Origin of the sequence: Nocardioides pantholopis (assembly GCF_003710085.1) — a bacterium.
Classification (GTDB): Bacteria; Actinomycetota; Actinomycetes; order Propionibacteriales; family Nocardioidaceae; genus Nocardioides; species Nocardioides pantholopis.
Genome location: NZ_CP033324.1, coordinates 3,182,652 through 3,201,415, shown reverse-complemented (window position 1 = coordinate 3,201,415; position 18,764 = coordinate 3,182,652). Strand labels below are relative to the sequence as shown.

The 18,764-nt window shown below is 73.3% G+C and carries 23 protein-coding genes; 9 read left to right on the top strand and 14 right to left on the bottom strand.

All coding sequences use genetic code 11. From position 1 onward, the window contains the following. Positions 1–11: 11 nt before the first annotated feature. Complete coding sequence (locus EBO35_RS15415; RefSeq protein WP_122818500.1) at positions 12–674, bottom strand: hypothetical protein; 663 nt, start codon at positions 672–674, stop codon at positions 12–14. Positions 675–820: 146 nt separating this feature from the next. Here EBO35_RS15415 and EBO35_RS15410 point away from each other — a divergent pair, with 146 nt between their 5' ends. After that, positions 821–2,107 (top strand): thymidine phosphorylase, encoded by a 1,287-nt coding sequence (locus EBO35_RS15410; protein ID WP_122818499.1) that lies wholly within the window; start codon positions 821–823, stop codon positions 2,105–2,107. A 22-nt stretch (positions 2,108–2,129) separates the two neighbouring features. Here the strand turns inward: EBO35_RS15410 and EBO35_RS15405 are convergent, their stop codons facing one another. Next, entirely contained in the window at positions 2,130–3,197 is a 1,068-nt protein-coding gene (locus EBO35_RS15405; protein ID WP_122818498.1) for an NADH:flavin oxidoreductase/NADH oxidase, read from the bottom strand. 179 nt (positions 3,198–3,376) lie between these two features. Here EBO35_RS15405 and EBO35_RS15400 point away from each other — a divergent pair, with 179 nt between their 5' ends. Both EBO35_RS15400 and EBO35_RS15395 read left to right on the top strand, forming a co-directional pair. Then, positions 3,377–3,889, top strand: a complete 513-nt coding sequence (locus EBO35_RS15400) for a SigE family RNA polymerase sigma factor (RefSeq protein ID WP_122818497.1) — start codon at positions 3,377–3,379, stop codon at positions 3,887–3,889. Next, positions 3,886–5,076, top strand: a complete 1,191-nt coding sequence (locus tag EBO35_RS15395; protein WP_122818496.1) for a hypothetical protein — start codon at positions 3,886–3,888, stop codon at positions 5,074–5,076. The genes EBO35_RS15400 and EBO35_RS15395 overlap by 4 nt, the downstream gene beginning before the upstream one ends. Here the strand turns inward: EBO35_RS15395 and EBO35_RS20055 are convergent. From EBO35_RS20055 to EBO35_RS15375, 5 genes are all read right to left on the bottom strand, one after another. Next, positions 5,059–5,424, bottom strand: coding sequence for a dihydrofolate reductase family protein (locus EBO35_RS20055; RefSeq protein WP_241153727.1), 366 nt, complete (start codon positions 5,422–5,424; stop codon positions 5,059–5,061). The genes EBO35_RS15395 and EBO35_RS20055 overlap by 18 nt on opposite strands. Before the next feature lie 44 nt (positions 5,425–5,468). Beyond that, entirely contained in the window at positions 5,469–5,693 is a 225-nt protein-coding gene (locus EBO35_RS20050) for a hypothetical protein (protein WP_241153726.1), read from the bottom strand. 51 nt (positions 5,694–5,744) lie between these two features. Further along, entirely contained in the window at positions 5,745–7,187 is a 1,443-nt protein-coding gene (locus EBO35_RS15385; protein ID WP_122818495.1) for an MFS transporter, read from the bottom strand. A gap of 204 nt (positions 7,188–7,391) precedes the next feature. Continuing rightward, positions 7,392–7,748 (bottom strand): YciI family protein, encoded by a 357-nt coding sequence (locus EBO35_RS15380; RefSeq protein WP_122818494.1) that lies wholly within the window; start codon positions 7,746–7,748, stop codon positions 7,392–7,394. 159 nt (positions 7,749–7,907) lie between these two features. Continuing rightward, positions 7,908–8,351 carry a VOC family protein gene (locus EBO35_RS15375; RefSeq protein ID WP_122818493.1) on the bottom strand — a complete coding sequence of 148 codons (444 nt, stop codon included), beginning with the start codon at positions 8,349–8,351 and terminating at the stop codon, positions 7,908–7,910. Between the two features lie 103 nt (positions 8,352–8,454). Between EBO35_RS15375 and EBO35_RS15370 the strand changes: the two genes are divergently transcribed. Next, positions 8,455–8,829: a PaaI family thioesterase gene (locus EBO35_RS15370; protein ID WP_206422577.1), complete on the top strand. Its 375-nt coding sequence runs from the start codon at positions 8,455–8,457 to the stop codon at positions 8,827–8,829. Between the two features lie 128 nt (positions 8,830–8,957). Here the strand turns inward: EBO35_RS15370 and EBO35_RS15365 are convergent, their stop codons facing one another. Then, complete coding sequence (locus tag EBO35_RS15365) at positions 8,958–9,413, bottom strand: MaoC family dehydratase (protein ID WP_122818491.1); 456 nt, start codon at positions 9,411–9,413, stop codon at positions 8,958–8,960. A 77-nt stretch (positions 9,414–9,490) separates the two neighbouring features. Here EBO35_RS15365 and EBO35_RS15360 point away from each other — a divergent pair, with 77 nt between their 5' ends. After that, entirely contained in the window at positions 9,491–10,606 is a 1,116-nt protein-coding gene (locus EBO35_RS15360) for an adenosine deaminase (protein WP_122818490.1), read from the top strand. Between the two features lie 4 nt (positions 10,607–10,610). Here the strand turns inward: EBO35_RS15360 and EBO35_RS15355 are convergent, their stop codons facing one another. Then, complete coding sequence (locus EBO35_RS15355; protein WP_122818489.1) at positions 10,611–11,234, bottom strand: ATP-binding protein; 624 nt, start codon at positions 11,232–11,234, stop codon at positions 10,611–10,613. Between the two features lie 3 nt (positions 11,235–11,237). After that, positions 11,238–11,918 carry a deoxyribose-phosphate aldolase gene (gene deoC, locus EBO35_RS15350; protein WP_396954352.1) on the bottom strand — a complete coding sequence of 227 codons (681 nt, stop codon included), beginning with the start codon at positions 11,916–11,918 and terminating at the stop codon, positions 11,238–11,240. Positions 11,919–11,993: 75 nt separating this feature from the next. Here deoC and EBO35_RS15345 point away from each other — a divergent pair, with 75 nt between their 5' ends. Both EBO35_RS15345 and EBO35_RS15340 read left to right on the top strand, forming a co-directional pair. Then, positions 11,994–12,590 carry a hypothetical protein gene (locus tag EBO35_RS15345; protein WP_122818487.1) on the top strand — a complete coding sequence of 199 codons (597 nt, stop codon included), beginning with the start codon at positions 11,994–11,996 and terminating at the stop codon, positions 12,588–12,590. Positions 12,591–12,739: 149 nt separating this feature from the next. Then, the gene (locus EBO35_RS15340; RefSeq protein ID WP_122818486.1) at positions 12,740–13,795 is read left to right on the top strand and encodes a zinc-dependent alcohol dehydrogenase family protein; all 1,056 of its coding nucleotides are present in this window, start codon (positions 12,740–12,742) and stop codon (positions 13,793–13,795) included. Between the two features lie 27 nt (positions 13,796–13,822). Here EBO35_RS15340 and EBO35_RS15335 read toward each other — a convergent pair whose 3' ends face one another. Continuing rightward, entirely contained in the window at positions 13,823–14,398 is a 576-nt protein-coding gene (locus tag EBO35_RS15335; protein ID WP_122818485.1) for a TetR/AcrR family transcriptional regulator, read from the bottom strand. A 151-nt stretch (positions 14,399–14,549) separates the two neighbouring features. Between EBO35_RS15335 and EBO35_RS15330 the strand changes: the two genes are divergently transcribed. Beyond that, positions 14,550–15,137, top strand: coding sequence for a hypothetical protein (locus EBO35_RS15330; RefSeq protein ID WP_241153725.1), 588 nt, complete (start codon positions 14,550–14,552; stop codon positions 15,135–15,137). A 26-nt stretch (positions 15,138–15,163) separates the two neighbouring features. Here EBO35_RS15330 and EBO35_RS15325 read toward each other — a convergent pair whose 3' ends face one another. Next, positions 15,164–16,825, bottom strand: coding sequence for a phospho-sugar mutase (locus EBO35_RS15325; RefSeq protein ID WP_122818484.1), 1,662 nt, complete (start codon positions 16,823–16,825; stop codon positions 15,164–15,166). Positions 16,826–16,904: 79 nt separating this feature from the next. On the opposite strand from EBO35_RS15325, the gene EBO35_RS15320 reads away from it, so the two are divergent. Further along, positions 16,905–17,372, top strand: a complete 468-nt coding sequence (locus tag EBO35_RS15320; protein ID WP_122818483.1) for an SRPBCC family protein — start codon at positions 16,905–16,907, stop codon at positions 17,370–17,372. Here EBO35_RS15320 and EBO35_RS15315 read toward each other — a convergent pair. Further along, a complete protein-coding gene (locus tag EBO35_RS15315) occupies positions 17,342–18,337 on the bottom strand; it encodes an aldo/keto reductase (RefSeq protein ID WP_122818482.1) in 996 nt (331 codons plus the stop codon). The genes EBO35_RS15320 and EBO35_RS15315 overlap by 31 nt on opposite strands. An 8-nt stretch (positions 18,338–18,345) precedes the next feature. After that, a complete protein-coding gene (locus tag EBO35_RS15310; RefSeq protein WP_122818481.1) occupies positions 18,346–18,744 on the bottom strand; it encodes a MerR family transcriptional regulator in 399 nt (132 codons plus the stop codon). Positions 18,745–18,764 lie beyond the last annotated feature (20 nt).

Here is an 18,764-nt window from a genome sequence, read left to right as displayed (position 1 = left end):
CGGCCCGTGGCTCAGGCCTTCGGGAGGAACCGCTTCCAGTTGATGTCGCGGCCCGGCCCGATCTCGAAGAACGGGCTGGAGGGCAGCAGGGTGTTGACCTTGTTGCCGGGCCGGCGGATGCACTTGGTGCCGCCGCAGATGTGCTGGGAGGTCCGGCCCTTGACCCGGAACGCCGCGTGTCCGCGGGCGCAGTAGGCCCAGCCCTTGCCCTTGACCCGGAACTCGGCGCCGGTCTCGCTGGTGGTGGTCGTGCTGCCCGAGACGCCGGCGGTCACGGAGGTCTTCGCCTTGGCGAAGACGACGCCCGCCTCGGCCTCCACGGTGCCCTCGACGCTGAACCCCAGGGTCGTGCCCTTGGAGAGCGAGCAGTGCATCTTCTTCGGCTTCTTGAAGTTGTTGTGCAGGAGGTCCTTGCCGTCCTGCCTCACGACCGGCTTGATCGACCGGAAGCGGACGCACCAGCGCATGGACTGGGAGATGCCGTGCGTCCACCGACCGCACTTCCAGGGCTTCGCCTTCCGTGCGGCCGGTGCGGTCCGCTCGGAGCCGAGCCGCTCCTGCGCGACGGCGGACTCGCGCGCCACGGGCGCGGGGGCTGCGCTCACCGCGCCGACCGGGGCGAGCGGGGCCACCAGCAGCACGGCGGCCGCCAGCAGGACCGAGATCTTCGTCATGGGTCATCCTCAGAGCCAGGGGTCGACACGCTCGACCCGACGGGTGGGTCCTACCCCGAGGGGCGGTGGCCAACCGCCGGCCCCGGCGCGCGCAGGCCCCGCACCGCGATGCGGAGCCGGCCCGCGCCGCGCCGTACCCTCCTCCCATGTCACAGCACGACGCGATCGAGGTCATCTCCGTCAAGCGCGACGGCGGCACGCTGTCGGACAGCCAGATCGACTGGGTGGTCGACGCCTACACCCGCGGCGGGGTCGCCGACGAGCAGATGTCGGCGCTGGCGATGGCGATCCTGCTCAACGGCATGGACCGGCGCGAGATCTCCCGCTGGACCGCCGCGATGATCGCGTCGGGGGAGCGGATGGACTTCTCCTCCCTGTCCCGCCCGACCGCCGACAAGCACTCCACCGGCGGGGTCGGGGACAAGATCACGCTGCCGCTGGCGCCACTGGTCGCCGCGTGCGGCGTCGCGGTGCCGCAGCTGTCCGGCCGGGGGCTCGGCCACACCGGCGGCACCCTGGACAAGCTCGAGGCGATCCCCGGCTGGCGGGCCACCCTCAGCAACGAGGAGATGCTCGCCCAGCTGGAGTCCGTCGGGGCCGTGATCTGCGCGGCCGGCGACGGCCTCGCGCCCGCCGACAAGAAGCTCTACGCGCTGCGCGACGTCACCGGCACCGTCGAGGCGATCCCGCTGATCGCGTCCTCGATCATGAGCAAGAAGATCGCGGAGGGCACCGGCGCGCTGGTGCTCGACGTGAAGGTCGGGTCCGGGGCGTTCATGAAGGACCTCGGCGATGCCCGCGAGCTGGCCGAGACCATGGTCGCGCTCGGCACCGACGCCGGCGTCCGCACGGTCGCGCTGCTCACCGACATGGCCACGCCGCTGGGCCGCACCGCCGGCAACGCGATCGAGGTCGCCGAGTCGGTCGAGGTGCTCGCCGGCGGCGGGCCCGCCGACGTCGTCGAGCTGACGGTGGCGCTGGCCCGGGAGATGCTCGCCGGCGCCGGGATCACCGACATCGATCCCGCCGACCGGCTCCGCGACGGCTCCGCGATGGACGTGTGGCGCCGGATGATCTCGGCCCAGGGCGGCGACCCCGACGCCGAGCTGCCGGTGGCCCGCGAGTCCCACGTCGTTCCCGCGCCGGCGACCGGGGTGCTGACCCGGCTCGACGCGATGTCGGTCGGGCTGGCAGCCTGGCGCCTCGGCGCCGGCCGGGCCCGCAAGGAGGACCCGGTGCAGGCCGGCGCCGGCGTCGTCTGGCACGCCCGGCCCGGGGACGCCGTCACCGCCGGCCAGCCGCTGTTCACGCTGCTCACCGACACCCCGGAGCGCTTCGAGCGGGCCCTGGCCTCCCTCGAGGGCGGGTACGACGTGGCGGCGGCGGGCACGCAGTACGAGCCGGGCTCGATCGTGATCGACCGGATCGGCTGACCCGCGCCGTCGGTCAGCAGTCCTACCGCGCGGCGCGGCGGTACTGCGCCGGCCACAGCGCGTCGCCGGTCTCGCCGAGCTCGCGGGCGGCCCGCAGCGGCCAGTGCGGGTCGCGCAGCAGCTCGCGCGCCAGCAGGACCACGTCGGCGGAGCCCTCGGTGAGGATCTCCTCGGCGTGCTTGGGCTCGGTGATCAGACCGACCGCGCCGCTCGGGATTCCGGCCTCGGCGCGGATGCGACGGGCGAACGGCACCTGGTAGCCCGGCTCGAGGGGGATGTCGGCGGGCACGTTGCCGCCCGACGAGGTGTCGATCAGGTCGACGCCCTCCTCACGCAGCAGCGCGGACAGCCGCACGGTCTCGTCAGCGCTCCAGCCGCCCTCGACCCAGTCGGTGGCGGAGAGCCGGACCAGGACCGGCACGCCGACGGGGACCCGGGAGCGGACCTCGCGGACCACGTCGAGCACGAGGCGGACGCGGTTGTCGAAGGACCCGCCGTACTCGTCGTCGCGGTGGTTGGAGAGCGGCGAGAGGAACTCGTGCAGCAGGTAGCCGTGGGCGGCGTGCACCTCGAGGACGTCGAACCCCGCGGCGAGGGCCCGCTCCGCGGCGTCACCGAATGCGGTCACGACGCGCTGGATGCCGGCGAGGTCCAGTGGCTCCGGGTCCTCGCGCAGGCCGGGGAACGGCTCGGCGGAGGGCCCGACCGGCCGCCAGCCACCGTCGGCGTCGGCGACGGCGCCGCGCCCGCCGGTGAGACCGACGGTCGACGCCTTGCGGCCGGCGTGCGCCAGCTGGATGCCCGCCGTGGCGCCCTGACCGTGCACGAACTCCACGATCCGTGCCCAGGCGGCCTGCTGCTCGTCGTTCCAGAGCCCGGTGTCCTCCGGCGAGATCCGGCCCTCCGGCACCACGGCGGAGGCCTCCGCGATCACCAGCCCCGCCCCGCCGCGCGCGAGCGAGCCCAGGTGCACCAGGTGCCAGTCGTTGGGTACGCCGTCGACGGCGGAGTACTGGCACATCGGCGCCACCCACACCCGGTTGCGGACGGTGACGTCGCGAAGGGTGATCGGGGTGAAGAGCTGGCTCACGGGGGTGTTGCCTCCTGGGTCGGTGCGGGTCGTCACCCGGCCCAACGGGGGAGGGGGCGTGGGGATTCCTTCCGGGCCGGTTTCTCCGGCCCGGGCGCGGTCATACTGCGCGCCATGACCCGCGCTGAGCCGTGCGACCCGGTGGGAACCCTTCGCCGGGCCTGGGTGGTCTGACGGGCATGAGGGATCCCCGGTCGCGAGACGAGGACTTTGCCGCGTACATGCAGGCGCGGTGGGGGGACCTGGTGCGCACGCTGGTCTCGCTGGGCTGCGAGCGGCACGAGGCGGAGGACGTCGCCCAGACCGCGCTGGCCCGCTGCCTGCGGTCGTGGGACCGGGTCCGGGCGGCGGACGACGTCGACGCGTACGTCTACCGAACGCTCCTCAACTGCTGGGCCACGAGCCGCCGGCGGCGCTGGTGGGGGGAGGAGCCGACCGAGTCCCTCCCGGAGCCGGAGCGCCAGCGGACAGCCACGCTCGACGCCGAGGTGGCCGAGCGGTCGGCCCTGGTGGCGGCGCTGTCCGGGCTCTCCGCCGATCACCGCAGCGTGCTGGTGCTCAGGTTCGGCGCCGATCTGACCGAGGCGCAGACGGCCGAGGTCCTGGGAGTCGCCGTCGGCACCGTCAAGAGCCGGGTCTCCCGCGCGCTGGCCGCGGTCGAGCGCCGGCACCTGAGCGAGGAGTCCGCATGAACGAGCAGCAGGTCACCGAGCTCCTCCGCGCCGAGTGGGCCAGCATCCCGGTCGGCGCGCCGCCGGTCGACGCCGTCGTGGCCCGGGCGGGGGCGCGGCGCCGCCGGGTGCGCGGCGGACTCGTCGCCGGTGCCGGCGCCGCCGCAGCCAGCGTGCTGGCGATCGTGCTCGTCACCGGTCAGGACCGCGGCCCCGAGGACGTACGCCCTCTGGGTCCCCCGGGGCCGGTCGTCGAGAACCCGGTCGAGATCTCCTGGTCCGCCGGCGAGGTACTCCATCTGGACCGCACGACCGTCGGCAACGACGGGGAGGACGAGGTCGACCGGGTCATCGCGTCCCACGCCAGGGTGGCGGAGAACGAGCAGTACGGCGCGGTCTACGTCGACCTCGAGGGAGACGTCGTACACGTCGACTCCCTCGGACGCACCCGCGCGGTCGGCGAGACCGAGCCGATGCCTTACCCGGTCGCGGCCTCGCTGTCCTCGGGATGGGCCGCCTGGGTGGACACCACCGGCGACGTCGCCGAGCTCGTGGTCCACGACACCGCCGAGGGTCGAGAGGTGAGCCGCGAGGTGCTCCCCGCCACGGAGTCGACAGGTGGCGCGTGGGAGGAGCGGACCGAGGTGGTCGCCGTCGACGGCGAGACGGTCTGGGTCCGCACCCCGGGCGGCGACCTGATCTGGGAGCCCGGAGAGCCGCTGCGCGCCTCGCCGTACTCGGACCGGTGGGTGGTCGACGCCGCTGGCGGCACCATCCTCACGCGCTCCGCCGACCTGGCCGACTCGACGTTCGAGTACGGCGACGCCGACGGGCCCGTGACCGCCGTACCCGGCGGCGGCGCTGGCGCGGTCTCGCCCGACGGGCGCTACGTCCTGGCCCAGCGGGGCGGCCTGGGCGACGGCACGGACGGGCCCGACGACTGGCGGGTGTATGACACGGCCAGCGGCGACAGGGTGCCCCTGCAGCTCCCGAGCCTGGGCGTGAACGACGCGATGGCCCAGGCTGCCTTCGGCGACGGCTCGTTCCACCTGGTGCTCGTCCGCGGCACGGCCCCGGGTGCAGGCGCCGGCGGGGTTCGGCGGTGGCAGATAGTCAGCTGCGAGCTGGCCGACGGCTCCTGCGCGACGACTCTCGACCTGGCCGGCGACGAGCTCGGCGCCGACGAGAGGCTACGGCTCCCAGACTGAGCGGACCGGACGCCTCGACCGCCGCCCACGGTCAGCGACGTACGTCGTAGCGCAGGTGGAGCACCCGGTCGCCCCGGACGACACGCTCGGGTCCTCCAGCAGGTGCTGAGAGTCCACCGGGCCGAAGTACGGCTTGCCCCGGCCGAACACGACCGGAACGACGTCCATGGCCACCTCGTCCACGAGGCCGAGCGTGAGCGCCTGCCCTCCGACGTCCCCGGCGCAGACTGCGACGACCCGGTCGCCGGCGCGCTCCCGGGCGTCCGCCACGGCTGCGGCGACGTCGTCGAAGAACGGGACGTCGGCCTCGGGATGCCACCCCTCCGGTTTCGGGCGGTGGGAGACCACGATCAGGTGCTCCCCGGCCGGAGGGTCGGCCTCCCAGCCGTTGGTCAGGTCGAACAGGTGGCGCCCCTGGACGATGGCGCCGATGCCGGCGACATCGAGGTGAGGTACTCGTAGGAGCGCTCGCCGACCCGGAACGGCGCGTGGCGCTCCTCGGCTGCCTCCTCGGTGACCGGCAGGTCGCCGTTGAAGTACCAGTCGAAGAGCGGCCCCACGTCATCGTGCTCGTCGGCGATGAAGCCGTCCACGGACACCACTGCGTGCATCATCACCGTTGCCATGGGAGTGCCGACCCGCCGGCCCCGACGGACGCATCGCGTGGATCAGTGGGCGGGGGTCACCGTGTCGGGGGAGGGGATCAGCTGGAGCGCGGGCCGCCGGATCAGTGCGAACGAGGTCACGGCGCCGAGCACCATCACCCAGGCCGCCGCGAACAGGACGTCGCCGTACCCGCCGGCGAGCGCGGGCATCCGGTCGGTGCCCTGGGTGAGGGCGTCGGTCACCGAGGAGCTGTAGAGCGCGGTGAACACCGCCACCGCAATGGACCCGCCCACGTGCATCGAGGCGTTGGCGAGCGCGGAGGCGACGCCGGCGTCGTGCGGGTCGACGCCGGAGAGGGCGAGGTTCTGCAGCGGCACGAAGATCAGCGAGAAGCCGAGGCCCATCACGACCAGGCCGGGGAGCACCTCGGACCAGTAGCTGCCCTCGGCGGTGATGCCGCTGAGGAAGAAGAGCCCGGCCGCCGCGAGGAGCGGGCCGACGGTGAGCACGACGCGGGGGCCGAAGGTGGTGAAGAGCTTCGTGGAGATCGGCGCGGTCGCCATGATGACGACAGTCATCGCGACGTTGCCGAAGCCGGCGGCGACCGGGCTCATGCCGAGCACGATCTGGAAGTGGAAGGTCAGGTAGAGCATCGCGCCGATCATCACGACGCCGACGAAGGCCTGCAGCAGGAAGGCGCCGCCGCGCACCCGGTCGCGGACCACACGCAGGGGCAGCAGCGGGTGGGAGGTGCGGCCCTGCCACCACACGAAGACGGCCATCAGGACCGCGCCGGACGCCAGGAACCCGATCGTGTCGGCCTCGCCCCAGCCGTGCTCGGCGCGCGCGAAGCCGTAGATCAGGGCGCCCAGGCCCAGTGCGACGAGGACGGTGCCGAGGACGTCGTAGCGGGTGTCGCCCTCCGCCTTGCTCTCGAGGAGCAGGAACTTGCCGCCGATGAGTCCCGCGACGACGAAGAAGAGGTTCACCAGCAGGCACCAGCGCCAGTCGGCGTACTGGGTCAGCACCCCGCCGAGCAGGAAGCCGAAGGCCGCGCCGGTGCCGGCGATGATGCCGAAGACGGCGAAGGCGATGTTGCGGTCACGGCCGCTGGGGAACAGGACGGCGACCATCGCCAGGGCCGCGGGAGCCAGCAGCGCCGCGAACACGCCCTGGAGGCCGCGGGCCGCGATCAGCTCGCCGCCCGACTGCGCCAGCCCGCCCCAGGCCGAGGCCGCGCCGAAGCCGACCATGCCGACCATGAAGGTGCGCTTGCGGCCCCAGAAGTCGGCGATCCGCCCGCCGAGGAGGAGCAGCGCGGAGAAGGCGACGGCGTAGGCGGTGACGACCCACTGACGCTGGCCGTCATCGATGCTCAGGTCGGCCTGCGCCGCCGGCAGGGCGATCGCGACGATGGTCCCGTCGAGGACCACCATCAGCTGGGTGAGGCCGAGGACGACGAGGGCCCACCAGCGGGTGCGAGAAGAGGGCAGTGCTGAGGACATACAGACAACTCCGGAGGTTCCAAGGCTGGATCTGGAGGTTTCCAGCCTCGGACCGCCGGCGCAGAGCGCACGCCTGCCTCACCCGATTCGTACCGGGTCAGAGAGGAGAAGTTAGCGCACCTCGCCACCGACCCTGCTGTCGACGCACGCATGAGGTACGCAACACCGCCGTTGCTGCGGCTCGCGGCCTCGAGCAGCGTGGTCTCAGTCGACCCGGGGCGGCGTCCCGAAGCGGCGGACCTCCTGGGGCCAGCCGCAGGCCTCCGCGACCCTGCCCGCCCACATCGTGGCCGTCTCCTCGTCGGGCACGTCGATCACGGTGAGCCCGCCGAGGTACTCCTTGGTCTCGACGTACGGCCCGTCGGTGATCAGCGTGGTGCCGCTGGTGGCGTCGGCGGTGTACGCCGGGGCGTCCTCCTCCAGCCCGCCGGCGAAGACGTAGACGCCGGCTGCCTTCATCTCGTTCACCACCGCCATGGCGAGCGGCGCGCGCCCGCGGAACCACTCCTCGGTGTGGTCGCCCACCCACTGCTGGTTGAAGTAGATGAGGTACTCGGTCATGAGCGCTCCTATTGTCCTGGCGGACCCGGTCGGTCCGTCTTCACCAGTCCCACGAACGGCGCCTGCCGGATCCGACACGGGCCGTCGATCTCGCCGATCCGGGGAAGTCAGCCGGTTCGCCGAGGCAGGGACGGACAGGATCCGCGGCTAGTAGACCGGCTAGTAGACATCGAACTCGTTGCCCTCCGGGTCGGTCAACGCGACCGCGTAGTGGTCCAGCCCCTCCTCGTCGACGGTGTGCCGGCGGGTGGCACCGAGCGAGATCAGCCGCGTTGCCTCGGCCTCGACCCGCTCGCGCCGGGTCGCGAGCGCCGAGCCGCGGCCACCGCTGGCGTTCACGTCGAGGTGGAGGCGGTTCTTGACCGACTTCTTCTCGGGAACGACCTGGAACCAGATGGGCGGGCCCTCGCCGTCGGGGTCCTCGATCCGGTCCGGGCCCCCGCCGAGCTCCTCCTCGGGAACGCCGACCGACCGGTAGAAGTCGTCCCACGAGCCGAAGCCTGGCGGTGGAGGCGCGAGCACGTAGTGCAGTGCCTCGGCCCAGAACCGCGCAAGCAGCTCGGGCGACGCGCAGTCGATCACCAGCTGGTAGGAGACGGCCATGGGTGACCTCCAGGAGTGTCCGGGTGGGATCAGACTGGCACGCGCGACCGAGGAGCACCCGAGCCCTGCGTGGCGTCGGCCCGGCGCTGGGTACTGGCCCCGCGTGACCGACAGCGATCCCGGATTCAGCGCCCTGATCGGCGCACCTGCCCCCGAGGCCAAGGACGGCGAGGCCCGCCTGGAGGTCGACGTCGACGAACGTCACCTCAACCCCGCCGGCACCGTGCACGGCGGCATGCTCGCCACCCTGGTCGACACGACCATGGGGGCCGCGGTGCGCAGCGCGGCCGACGGCGAGGCCGCGGCGACCAGCCAGCTCTCGGTCACCTACCTGCGCCCCGGCAAGCCGGGGCGGCTGGTGGTCACGGCCGAGGTCCGCAAGCGTGGCGAGAACCTGACGGTCTGCGAGGCAGACGTGGCGCAGGACGGGAAGTCGCTGGTGCACGCGCTCGCGACCTTCGCCCTGCTCGGGGACTGACCAGCCGCGGGCCACGCTACGGCGTTCGCCGAAGTGCTGAGGCAACAGGGCGAACGGGCGCGCATCCGCGCTCAGGGCCGCGCGCGGACCACCGCTTAGCTCAGCACTTCGGCAGCGCCCGGGGGGTCTCACCCAGCCAGGAGCAGTACGACGGTCTCGGCGACGCAGGCGGGCTTGGCCTCGTCCTCGATCTCCACGACGTGCTTGAGCGTGAGCTGGTGGCCGGCGGGGAGCTCGGTGAGGCCGGCGACCGAGACGGTCACCCGGATCCGCTTGCCGACCCGCAGCGGGTTCGGGAAGCGGACCTTGTTGACGCCGTAGTTCAGCTTCGCGCCGGGGGTGTCCAGCGAGAAGACGCCCTGGCCGAGGAACGGGATCAGCGACAGCGTGAGGTAGCCGTGCGCGATGGTGCCGCCGAAGGGGCCGGACGCGGCGCGCTCGGCGTCGACGTGGATCCACTGGTGGTCGCCGGTCGCGTCGGCGAAGGCGTCGACCCGGGCCTGGTCGACCTCCAGCCAGTCCGAGGAGCCGAGGTCCTCGCCGATGGCCTTGGCGATCTCGTCGACGGTGCTGAACACGCGCATCGCAGGGACTCCTCGTTCGTCGTCAGGGGCTGTCAGGGGATGTCGGGCTGGTCCGGGGGCGATGGTTGGATGACGCCATGACCTCCAGCGCTGCCGAACCTACCGCCCTGACCCGCGATGAGGTGCTCGCTGCGCCGAAGGTCCTGCTCCACGACCACCTCGACGGCGGCCTGCGCCCGCAGACCATCCTCGAGCTCGCCGCCGACTGCGGGCACCAGCTGCCCGCGGACACCGCGGAGAAGCTGGGCGCCTGGTTCGCCGAGTCGGCCAACTCCGGCTCGCTGGAGCGCTACCTGGAGACCTTCGCCCACACCGTGGGCGTCATGCAGACCGGGCCCGCCATCACGCGGGTCGCCCGCGAGTGCGTCGAGGACCTCGCCGCGGACGGCGTCGTGTACGCCGAGGTGCGCTACGCCCCCGAGCAGCACGTCGAGGGCGACCTCACCCTCGACGAGGTCGTCGCGGCGGTCCGGGACGGCTTCGAGCAGGGGATGGCCGCCAGCGGCGGGCGGATCGTCGTGCGCCAGCTGCTCACCGCGATGCGGCACCAGGCCCGGTCCATGGAGATCGCCGAGCTGGCAGTCGCGTGGCGCGACCGCGGCGTCGCGGGCTTCGACATCGCCGGCGCCGAGGCCGGGCACCCGCCGACCCGTCACCTCGACGCGTTCGAGTACCTCCAGCGCGAGAACGCGCACTTCACCATCCACGCCGGCGAGGGGTTCGGGCTGCCCTCGATCTGGCAGGCGATCCAGTGGTGCGGTGCGGACCGGCTCGGCCACGGCGTGCGCATCATCGACGACATCACCGTCGGCGAGGACGGCGAGGTCACGCTGGGCCGGCTCGCGGCGTACGTGCGCGACAAGCGGATCCCGCTGGAGATGTGCCCCGCCTCCAACATCCAGACCGGCGCCGCGGCCTCGATCGCCGAGCACCCGATCGGGCTGCTCAAGCAGCTGCGCTTCCGGGTCACTGTCAACACCGACAACCGGCTGATGAGCCAGACCTCGATGACCGAGGAGATGTGGCAGCTCGCCCAGGCGTTCGGCTACAGCCTCGAGGACCTGCGCTGGTTCACGATCAACGCGATGAAGTCGGCGTTCCTGCCCTTCGACGAGCGGCTCGCGCTCATCGACGAGGTCGTCAAGCCCGGGTACGCCGCGCTCGGTGCCCGGCCGGGCCGGTCCGGGCAGTAGCCGCTCAGTCCTGCCGGTCCTGCCGGTCCTGCCGGTCCGCGAGCGCGCGCACCTCGGCGTACGCCTCGTCGGGGCTCACCGGCCGGCAGCCCCGCGCCACCGCGGCCGCCACCACCCGGCGCTCGCCGCGCATCAGGTCCAGGCCCCGGCGCACCAGGACCAGCGGCGGCTTGCGGTGCTCGCGCAGGTCCCGGGTCAGTCGCAGCCAGAAGGTGACCAGCGGGTGCCGCCGGATGCAGTACGCCGCGGCGACCAGGCCGCGGCTGGAGGCCGCGCTGACGATGTGCTCGGCGAAGATCCCCTCGGCCACGAACACGTGGTGCCCGTCGAGGTCGAGCGTGCGCCAGCCGGTCCGGCCGTCGTGCGCGATGTCGTAGACCGGGACCTCGGCCCGGCCCTCGCGGCACAGCGTCTCCAAGGTCGCCAGGGCGTCGTCGAGCAGCCAGGAGTCGAGGTGGTCCCAGTCGACCAGCCCGGCGTTCGCGCCCTCGGCGATCCGGGGGAGCGTGGGGTCGCCGGCGTCCTTGTAGAAGTCGTCGAGGCGGAGCACCGGCAGGCCGGTGCGGGCGGCGAGGCGGGACTTGCCCGATCCCGACGGGCCCGCCAGGACGATCGCGCGAGCGCGCACCGGTCAGTAGCCGGAGCCGCCGGGCGCCGCGCCGCCGAGCAGCGCGCGGGAGCCGGAGACTCCGAGGCGGGTGGCGCCGGCGGCCATCATGGCCTGGGCCTGCTCGAGGGTCCGGACCCCGCCGGAGGCCTTGACCTGGAGGGTCGGGACGGTCTGGGCCATCAGCCGGACCGCGTGCTCGCTGGCGCCGCCGGCGGGGTGGAAGCCGGTGGAGGTCTTCACGAAGTCGGCGCCGGCGGCCTCGGCGGCCCGGCAGGCGCCGACGATCTCCTCGTCGGAGAGCGCTGCGGACTCGATGATCACCTTCAGCACGGTGGGGGCCGGGGCGGCGGCGCGGACGGCGGCGATGTCGGCCTGGACGGCGTCGAAGCGGCCCTCCCGGGCCGCACCGATGTCGATGACCATGTCGATCTCGTCGGCGCCCCGGGCGACCGACTCGGCGGCCTCGGTGGCCTTGACCGTGGAGGTGTGCTTGCCGCTGGGGAACCCGCAGACCGCGGCGACCTTGAGGTCGCTGCCGGCCGGCACGGCGACCGGAAGCATCGAGGGGGAGACGCACACCGAGTAGGTGCCGAGCTCGACGGCCTCGGCGACCAGGGCGGCCACGTCGGCGTGGGTCGCCTCCGGCTTCAGGAGGGTGTGGTCGATCGCGCGGGCGACCTCGGCGGCGGTGGGTGCGGTCACGGGCGTCAGCATAGGCTCGCGGTCGTTCCGTCCGAGAAACCGCACCAGCACCCCCCCAGCGTCCAGGAGGTTCCGTTGGCTCCCGCCCCCGGCGAGCGTCGTCCGTCCGAGGTGGTCGAGCGGTTCCGCCCGACCAGCGGGCGGGTGGTGGGCGTGCTCGGACTCCTGCTGGCGGCGGTCGTGGTCGTCGTCGGCCTGCGCGACGGCCTGGACCTCGCCGTGGTGGTGGGCGCCGTGGTGGGCGGCGTGCTGGTGTGGTCGGCGGTGCTGCGCCCGGGACTGGCCGTGACCAGCGAGACCCTGGTGATGCGCAACATGCTCGAGACGACCGAGATCCCGCTGGCCGCCATCGAGGAGGTGGCGGTGCGCCAGTTCACAGCCGTCCGCGCGGGCGGGAAGCGCTACGTCTCCCCGGTCGTCGGCCAGACCATGCGCCAGTTGCGCAAGGGCGACCGGGCGGCTACCAAGCCGGAGCCGACCGCGTCCTACCCGGCGTTCGTCGAGGACCGGATCCGGCGGCTGGCCGCCGACGCGGCGGCCGCCCGCGGCATCAAGCGCGGCACCCCGGAGCAGGACGCGCTGGCCCGCGACGTACGGCGGACGCCGGCCTGGGTGGAGCTCGGCCTGCTGCTGCTCGGCCTGGTGGTCTTCGTCGTCGCCCTCGTGGTCTGACGGGGCGGGCGTCGCAGGCGACTGACGAAACAGGCCGTTTCGGCGGGGGACGTTCGTCCGGGTGCGTGGCTAGTTTGAAGGAGAAGGGTCCTTCTGGAGCGGCTCCTACCGCGCGGGACTCTCCCCCGACGCCCCACGGAGGCACCACCATGAAGGCACTCGTCTACCACGGTCCCGGCAACAAGAGCTGGGACGACGTCCCCGATGCCACGCTCCAGAAGCCCACCGACGTGATCGTCCGGACCGATACGACGACGATCTGCGGCACCGACCTGCACATCCTCAAGGGCGACGTCCCCGCGGTCGAACCCGGGCGGATCCTGGGCCACGAGGGTGTCGGCACGGTCGTCGAGGTCGGCTCTGCCGTCACCACGATCGGGGTGGGCGACCGAGTGATCATCTCGTGTGTCAGCGCCTGCGGCGCGTGCTCGTACTGCCACGAGGGGCTCTACGCGCACTGCCTGGCCGACGAGGGCGCGAGCGGCATCGGCTGGATCTTCGGCCACCTCATCGACGGCACGCAGGCCGAGCTGGTGCGGGTCCCGTTCGCCGACAACTCCCTCTACCTCGTGCCGGAGGGCGTCACTGACGAGCAGGCCGTGATGCTCTCCGACATCCTGCCGACCGGCTTCGAGATCGGGGTGCGCTACGGGCGCGTGAAGCCCGGTGACGTCGTGGCGGTCGTCGGCGCCGGCCCGGTCGGGCTGGCCGCGATGATGACCGCGGGGTTGTACGGGGCCGCCCGGGTGATCGCTCTCGACCTCGACGAGAACCGGCGGGACCGGGCGCTCAGCTTCGGGGCTACCGAGCAGGTCGACAGTGCGGCCGACGACTGGGTCGAGCAGGTCATGGCCATGACCGACGGGCTGGGCGTCGACGTGGCGATCGAGGCCGTCGGCGTGCCCGCGACCTTCGACGCGTGCACGAAGATCGTGCGCCCCGGTGGCACCGTCGCCAACGTCGGGGTCCACGGCGGGCCGGTCGAGCTGAACCTTCAGGACCTGTGGATCTCCGACATCGCGATCACCATGGGGCTGGTCAGCACGTCGACCACGCCGATGTTGCTCAAGCTGGTCGCGCAGCGCAAGCTCGCGGCGGAGCGCTTCGCGACGCACCACTTCAAGCTGGACCAGATCCTCGACGCCTACGAGACGTTCAGCAACGCGGCCCAGACGAAGGCCCTGAAGGTCGTGATCACCCACTAGCCAGCGGACCCGGCCCGGGAGGCGCCCCTAGGAGTCGGCCCGCCCGCCGCGGCTGCGGTAGGTGAGCAGCCCCTCGACGCCGCGCAGCAGGGTCTCGCCGACCGGGGCGGGGTCGGTCAGGCAGCCGGCGGCCATGGCGCCGTCGCGCAGCATGACGAAGTGCCGGCCGGCGGGCTCGGCGTCGGGCTTCCCGGTCTCGGCGAAGAGCCCGGTGATCGTGGTCAGGAACCACTCGCGGTGCTCCAGGACGGCCCGGTGGACCGGATGGGCCGGATCGGGGTACTCCGCGGCGGCGTTCAGGAACGCGCAGCCGCGGAAGCCCGGCCGGCGCAGGTCCTCTGCGATGGACTCGGCCACGGTGCGCAGGATGTCGTCGACGGAGGCGTCCGCGGCCCGAGCGGCGTCCAACCGCGCGCGGAGGGCCTGGTCGGCCTCGGTCAGGTAGGCGACCACGAGGTCGTCCTTGCTCGGGAAGTGCCGGTACAGCGTCGCCCGGGTGACCCGGGCCGTCGCGACGATGCGGTCGATGCCGACCGAGTGCAACCCCTCGGCGTAGAAGAGCCGGCTCGCCGTGTCGAGCAGTCGCGCCCGCGCCTCCGACATCAACGTGCTCCTTCGCTCGGTGTCTCCGGCTCGCCAGATTAGCAGACAGAACGATCGGTCTTGACAAGGTCGCGCCGATGCGTCAGGCTCGAGATATACCGATCGTTCTATCTACTTGGCTCCACGTCGGGGCCGCGCGGAGAGGCAGCTCATGACCAGCCACACCCCGGTGGACACCACCGTCGCCGGACCCGAGACCCCTGCGGGCACCCACCCCGGTCGGCTGCGCCGGCTCTACTACGCGCGGTTCGGCTTCGCGGTCGTCTGGGCAGCCCTGCTCGCCGTCACCGGCGCGACCATCACCCCGGTCAGTGCCGCGCTGCTGGTGCTCTACCCGTCATTCGACGCCGCCGCGGCGATCGTCGACCTCCGGGCCGCCGCCGGGCGGCTGCGCCGCCTGCTGTACCTCAACCTGGCGCTGAGCGTGCTCACCGCGGTCGGCCTGGCCGTCGCCGCTGCCTCGGGGATCCCGGGCGTGCTGCGGGTCTGGGGCGCCTGGGCGATCGCGGCCGGGCTCGTGCAGCTGGTCGTCGCCGGTCGCCGGCGCCGGGAGGGCGGTCAGTGGCCGATGATCCTCAGCGGCGCGATCTCGGTCCTCGCGGGTGCCGGCTTCGTGGCGATGGCGGGCGGCTCGGACGCCTCGCTCACCGCCCTCGCCGGGTACGCCACGCTCGGCGGCGTCTTCTTCCTGGTCTCCGCGATCCGTCTGGGCCGCGGGACCGGCACGCCGCCGCAGTAGCGTCCTGCCCGCCGTCCCCGGGAGGCTCAGATCCCGGCCGCCGCCTTGACGTCGGAGCGCAGCGCGTCGAGCCGGCCGACGGCGTGGATCCGGGCGGCGTCCACGGAGTCCGACCCCACGGGCACGACCACCTCGAGGTAGCACTTCAGCTTGGGCTCGGTGCCGCTGGGGCGCACCACGACCCGGGCCCCGTCGGCGAGGGTGTAGCGCAGCCCCTCGGTGGCGGGCAGGTCGGCGCTGCCGCGGGAGAGGTCGTCGACCCGCTCGACGGCCAGGCCGCCCAGCGACGTCGGCGGGACCGCGCGGAGCCGCTCCATCGCGGCCCCGATCTCGGCGAGGTCGGCGACCCGCACCGAGAGCTGGTCGGTGGCGTGCAGGCCGTGCTGGACGGCGATGTCGTCGAGGACGTCGTCGAGGGTGCGGCCCGCCGCCTTGGTCGCGGCCGCCAGCTCGCAGAGCAGCAGCAGCGCGGAGACGCCGTCCTTGTCCCGGACGTGCTCGGGGTCCACGCAGTAGCCCAGCGCCTCCTCGTAGCCGAACGCCAGGCCGTCGACCCGGCCGATCCACTTGAAGCCGGTCAGCGTCTCGGCGTACGGCTGGCCCGCGGCGGCGGCCATCTTCCCGAGCAGGCTCGAGGAGACGATGCTGGTCGCGTAGACGCCCTGCTTGCCCGAGCCCAGCAGCGCGTGCGCGAGCAGCGCGCCGACCTCGTCGCCGCGCAGCATCCGCCACCCGTGCGGGCCCGGCACCGCGGCGGCGCAGCGGTCGGCGTCCGGGTCGTTGGCCACGACCAGGTCGGCGCCGTGCTGCTGCGCGAGGGCGAGCGCGAGGTCCATCGCGCCCGGCTCCTCGGGGTTCGGGAACGCGACGGTCGGGAAGTCCGGGTCGGGCTGCTCCTGCTCCGCGACCACCCGGGGCGCCGAGAAGCCCGCGGTCTCCAGCACCTGGACCACCGAGGTGCCGCCGACGCCGTGCAGGGGCGTGTAGACGATGTCGAGGTCGCGGGGGCCGTCGGTGGCCAGGCCCGCGACCGTGTCGAGGTAGCGGTCCAGGATGGTCTCGTCGAGCACTGTCGCGCCGCCGCCGCGGGGCACGGTCTCCAGCGGGCCGACGGCGGCGATGCGGGCCGCGATCTCGGCGTCGGCCGGCGCCACGATCTGGCTGCCGTCGCCGAGGTAGACCTTGTAGCCGTTGTCCTGCGGCGGGTTGTGGCTCGCGGTCACCATCACCCCGGCCACGCAGCCGAGCTCGCGGATCGCGAAGGCCAGGGTCGGGGTGGGCAGCGGCCGGGGCATCAGGTACGCCGTGAAGCCGGCGCCGGTCATCACCTCGGCGGTGTCGCGGGCGAAGACGTCGGAGTTGTGCCGGGCGTCGTAGCCGATCACGACAGCGGCCCCGCGGCGCGCGCCGGTGTCGGCGAGGTACGCCGCGAGGCCGGCGGCGGCGCGGGTGACGACCACGCGGTTCATCCGGTTCGACCCGGCGCCGAGGGCGCCGCGCAGTCCCGCGGTCCCGAAGGAGAGGTCGCCCGCGAACCGGTCGGCCACGTCGGCGGCGGCGGCCGGGTCCCCGGCCGCGACCCGGTCGAGCAGCCGCTCGAGCTCGGCACGGGTGTGGTCGTCGGGGTCCTCGCCCGCCCAGGCGCGGGCGCGCGAGACGAGCAGGTCCAGCTCGGGGGTGGTCGTCATGGAGGGCACGCTAGCCCGTCGAGGCGCCGTGGCCACCGTCGCCGATGCCACCGCCGATGCCACCGCTGATGATGGGGACATGAAGGCCCACTACACGTTCCGCGACACGTGGTCGGTCGCCGCGACGCCGGAGGCGGTGCGCGACCTTGTCGTCGACCTCGAGCGCTATCCGCGGTGGTGGCCGCAGGTCGTGGCGGTCGCCAGCCTGGGCCCGGACGACGCGCGGGTGCTGTGCCGCTCGGTGCTGCCCTACACCCTCGACCTGGTGCTGCATGCAGTCACCCGGGAGCTGCCGGTGCTGGCGGTCGAGGTGACCGGAGACCTGGCCGGGACTGTCCGGTTCCGGGTCACCCCCGAGGACGGCGGCACCCGGCTCGACTTCGAGCAGGAGGTGGAGATCGCCGGCCTGCTCGGGCTGGCCTCCAGCGTCGCGCGCCCGGTCCTGGCCTGGAACCACGACCGGATGATGCGCGGCTGCCGCGACGGGATGCGCGCGGCGCTGGAGGCCGGGCCCGCTCAGAGCTCGACCGACGACATGTCCGCGTAGCGCTGGCCGGTGACCGCCCCGCGGGGGACCGCCTCCTCCAGGGAGCGCTGGTCGTCCTCGGTGAGCACCACGTCGGCGGCGGCGACGTTCTCCTCCAGGTAGCGCACCCGCTTGGTGCCCGGGATCGGCACGACGTCCTCGCCCCGGGAGAGGACCCAGGCCAGCGCCAGCTGCCCCGGCGTACACCCCTTGTCGGCGGCGAGCGCGCGGACCCGCTCGACCAGCCGCAGGTTCGCCTGCAACCCCTCGCCGTTGAGCCGGGGGAAGCCGGCCGAGCGGCGCGAGTCGTTCTCCTCCAGCGCGGACTCCGAGGTGATGGCGCCGGTCAGGAGGCCGCGGCCCAGCGGTGAGTAGGCCACCAGTCCGATGCCCAGCTCGCGCAGGGTCGGCAGGATCTCGTCCTCGAGGTCGCGGGTGAACAGCGAGTACTCGCTCTGGAGCGCCGTGATCGGGTGCACCGCGTGGGCGCGCCGGATGGTCGCGGCCGAGGCCTCGGAGAGCCCCAGGTGGCGGACCTTGCCGGCGCTCACCAGCTCCGCCATCGCCCCGACCGTCTCCTCGATGGGCACGTCGGGGTCGACGCGGTGCTGGTAGTAGAGGTCGACGTGGTCCACGCCGAGCCGCTGGAGCGAGGCGTCGCAGGCGGACCGGACGTAGTCGGGGCGGCCGCTGATGCCGCGCCGGGTGCCGTCCTCGTCGCGGACGATGCCGAACTTCGTGGCCAGCTGGACCTCGTCGCGGCGACCGGCGATCGCGCGGCCGACGAGGCGCTCGTTGGTGAACGGGCCGTACATGTCGGAGGTGTCGAGGAAGGTGACGCCGAGGTCGAGGGCGCGCGCGATGGTGGCCGCGCCGCCCTCCTCGTCGGGGGTTCCGTAGAAGTCGGACATCCCCATGCAGCCCAGGCCGAGGGCCGGGACCGGAAGGGCGGAGGTGGTGCCGAGGGTGCGGGTGGGAAGGCTCATGGGTCCACTCAACGCGCTGGAGTGCGCTCCAGGTCAAGCCCGTCCTCGAGGACCTGCTCGTAGATGCCGATCTTCTGGTCGATCGCGCCCAGGTGCTCCTGAACCCGGGCCAGCTCGGCGAGCACCTGCCGGCGGTGGGCGCGCAGCAGCTCCAGCCGGACCGCCTCGTTGCCGTCGCCGGCGCGGACCAGGTCGGCGTAGCGGCGCACCTCCCGGATCGGCATGCCGGTGGCGCGCAGCCGGGTGAGCATCTCGATCCAGCGCAGGTCGCGCTCGGTGTAGCGACGGTGGCCGGTCGGCGAGCGGCCGACGGTCTCCAGGAGCAGGCCGTCACGCTCGTAGTAGCGCAGCGTGTCCGGGCTCAGGCCGGACCGAGCGGCCGCCTCGGCGATCGAGAAGGGTCCCATCGGCTCAGTCTGGGGGTTGG

What these genes read in the sequence shown, in the direction of transcription:
- EBO35_RS15320 (WP_122818483.1), top strand. Translation starts at nt 16,905, where the DNA reads ATGAAGGCCCACTACACGTTCCGCGACACGTGGTCGGTCGCCGCGACG.
- EBO35_RS15360 (WP_122818490.1), top strand. Translation starts at nt 9,491, where the DNA reads ATGACCTCCAGCGCTGCCGAACCTACCGCCCTGACCCGCGATGAGGTG.
- EBO35_RS15365 (WP_122818491.1), bottom strand. Translation starts at nt 9,413, where the DNA reads ATGCGCGTGTTCAGCACCGTCGACGAGATCGCCAAGGCCATCGGCGAG.
- EBO35_RS15340 (WP_122818486.1), top strand. Translation starts at nt 12,740, where the DNA reads ATGAAGGCACTCGTCTACCACGGTCCCGGCAACAAGAGCTGGGACGAC.
- EBO35_RS15395 (WP_122818496.1), top strand. Translation starts at nt 3,886, where the DNA reads ATGAACGAGCAGCAGGTCACCGAGCTCCTCCGCGCCGAGTGGGCCAGC.
- EBO35_RS15310 (WP_122818481.1), bottom strand. Translation starts at nt 18,744, where the DNA reads ATGGGACCCTTCTCGATCGCCGAGGCGGCCGCTCGGTCCGGCCTGAGC.
- EBO35_RS15385 (WP_122818495.1), bottom strand. Translation starts at nt 7,187, where the DNA reads ATGTCCTCAGCACTGCCCTCTTCTCGCACCCGCTGGTGGGCCCTCGTC.
- EBO35_RS15415 (WP_122818500.1), bottom strand. Translation starts at nt 674, where the DNA reads ATGACGAAGATCTCGGTCCTGCTGGCGGCCGCCGTGCTGCTGGTGGCC.
- EBO35_RS15335 (WP_122818485.1), bottom strand. Translation starts at nt 14,398, where the DNA reads ATGTCGGAGGCGCGGGCGCGACTGCTCGACACGGCGAGCCGGCTCTTC.
- EBO35_RS15380 (WP_122818494.1), bottom strand. Translation starts at nt 7,748, where the DNA reads ATGACCGAGTACCTCATCTACTTCAACCAGCAGTGGGTGGGCGACCAC.
- EBO35_RS15315 (WP_122818482.1), bottom strand. Translation starts at nt 18,337, where the DNA reads ATGAGCCTTCCCACCCGCACCCTCGGCACCACCTCCGCCCTTCCGGTC.
- EBO35_RS15410 (WP_122818499.1), top strand. Translation starts at nt 821, where the DNA reads ATGTCACAGCACGACGCGATCGAGGTCATCTCCGTCAAGCGCGACGGC.
- EBO35_RS15330 (WP_241153725.1), top strand. Translation starts at nt 14,550, where the DNA reads ATGACCAGCCACACCCCGGTGGACACCACCGTCGCCGGACCCGAGACC.
- EBO35_RS15375 (WP_122818493.1), bottom strand. Translation starts at nt 8,351, where the DNA reads ATGGCCGTCTCCTACCAGCTGGTGATCGACTGCGCGTCGCCCGAGCTG.
- EBO35_RS15400 (WP_122818497.1), top strand. Translation starts at nt 3,377, where the DNA reads ATGAGGGATCCCCGGTCGCGAGACGAGGACTTTGCCGCGTACATGCAG.
- EBO35_RS15325 (WP_122818484.1), bottom strand. Translation starts at nt 16,825, where the DNA reads ATGACGACCACCCCCGAGCTGGACCTGCTCGTCTCGCGCGCCCGCGCC.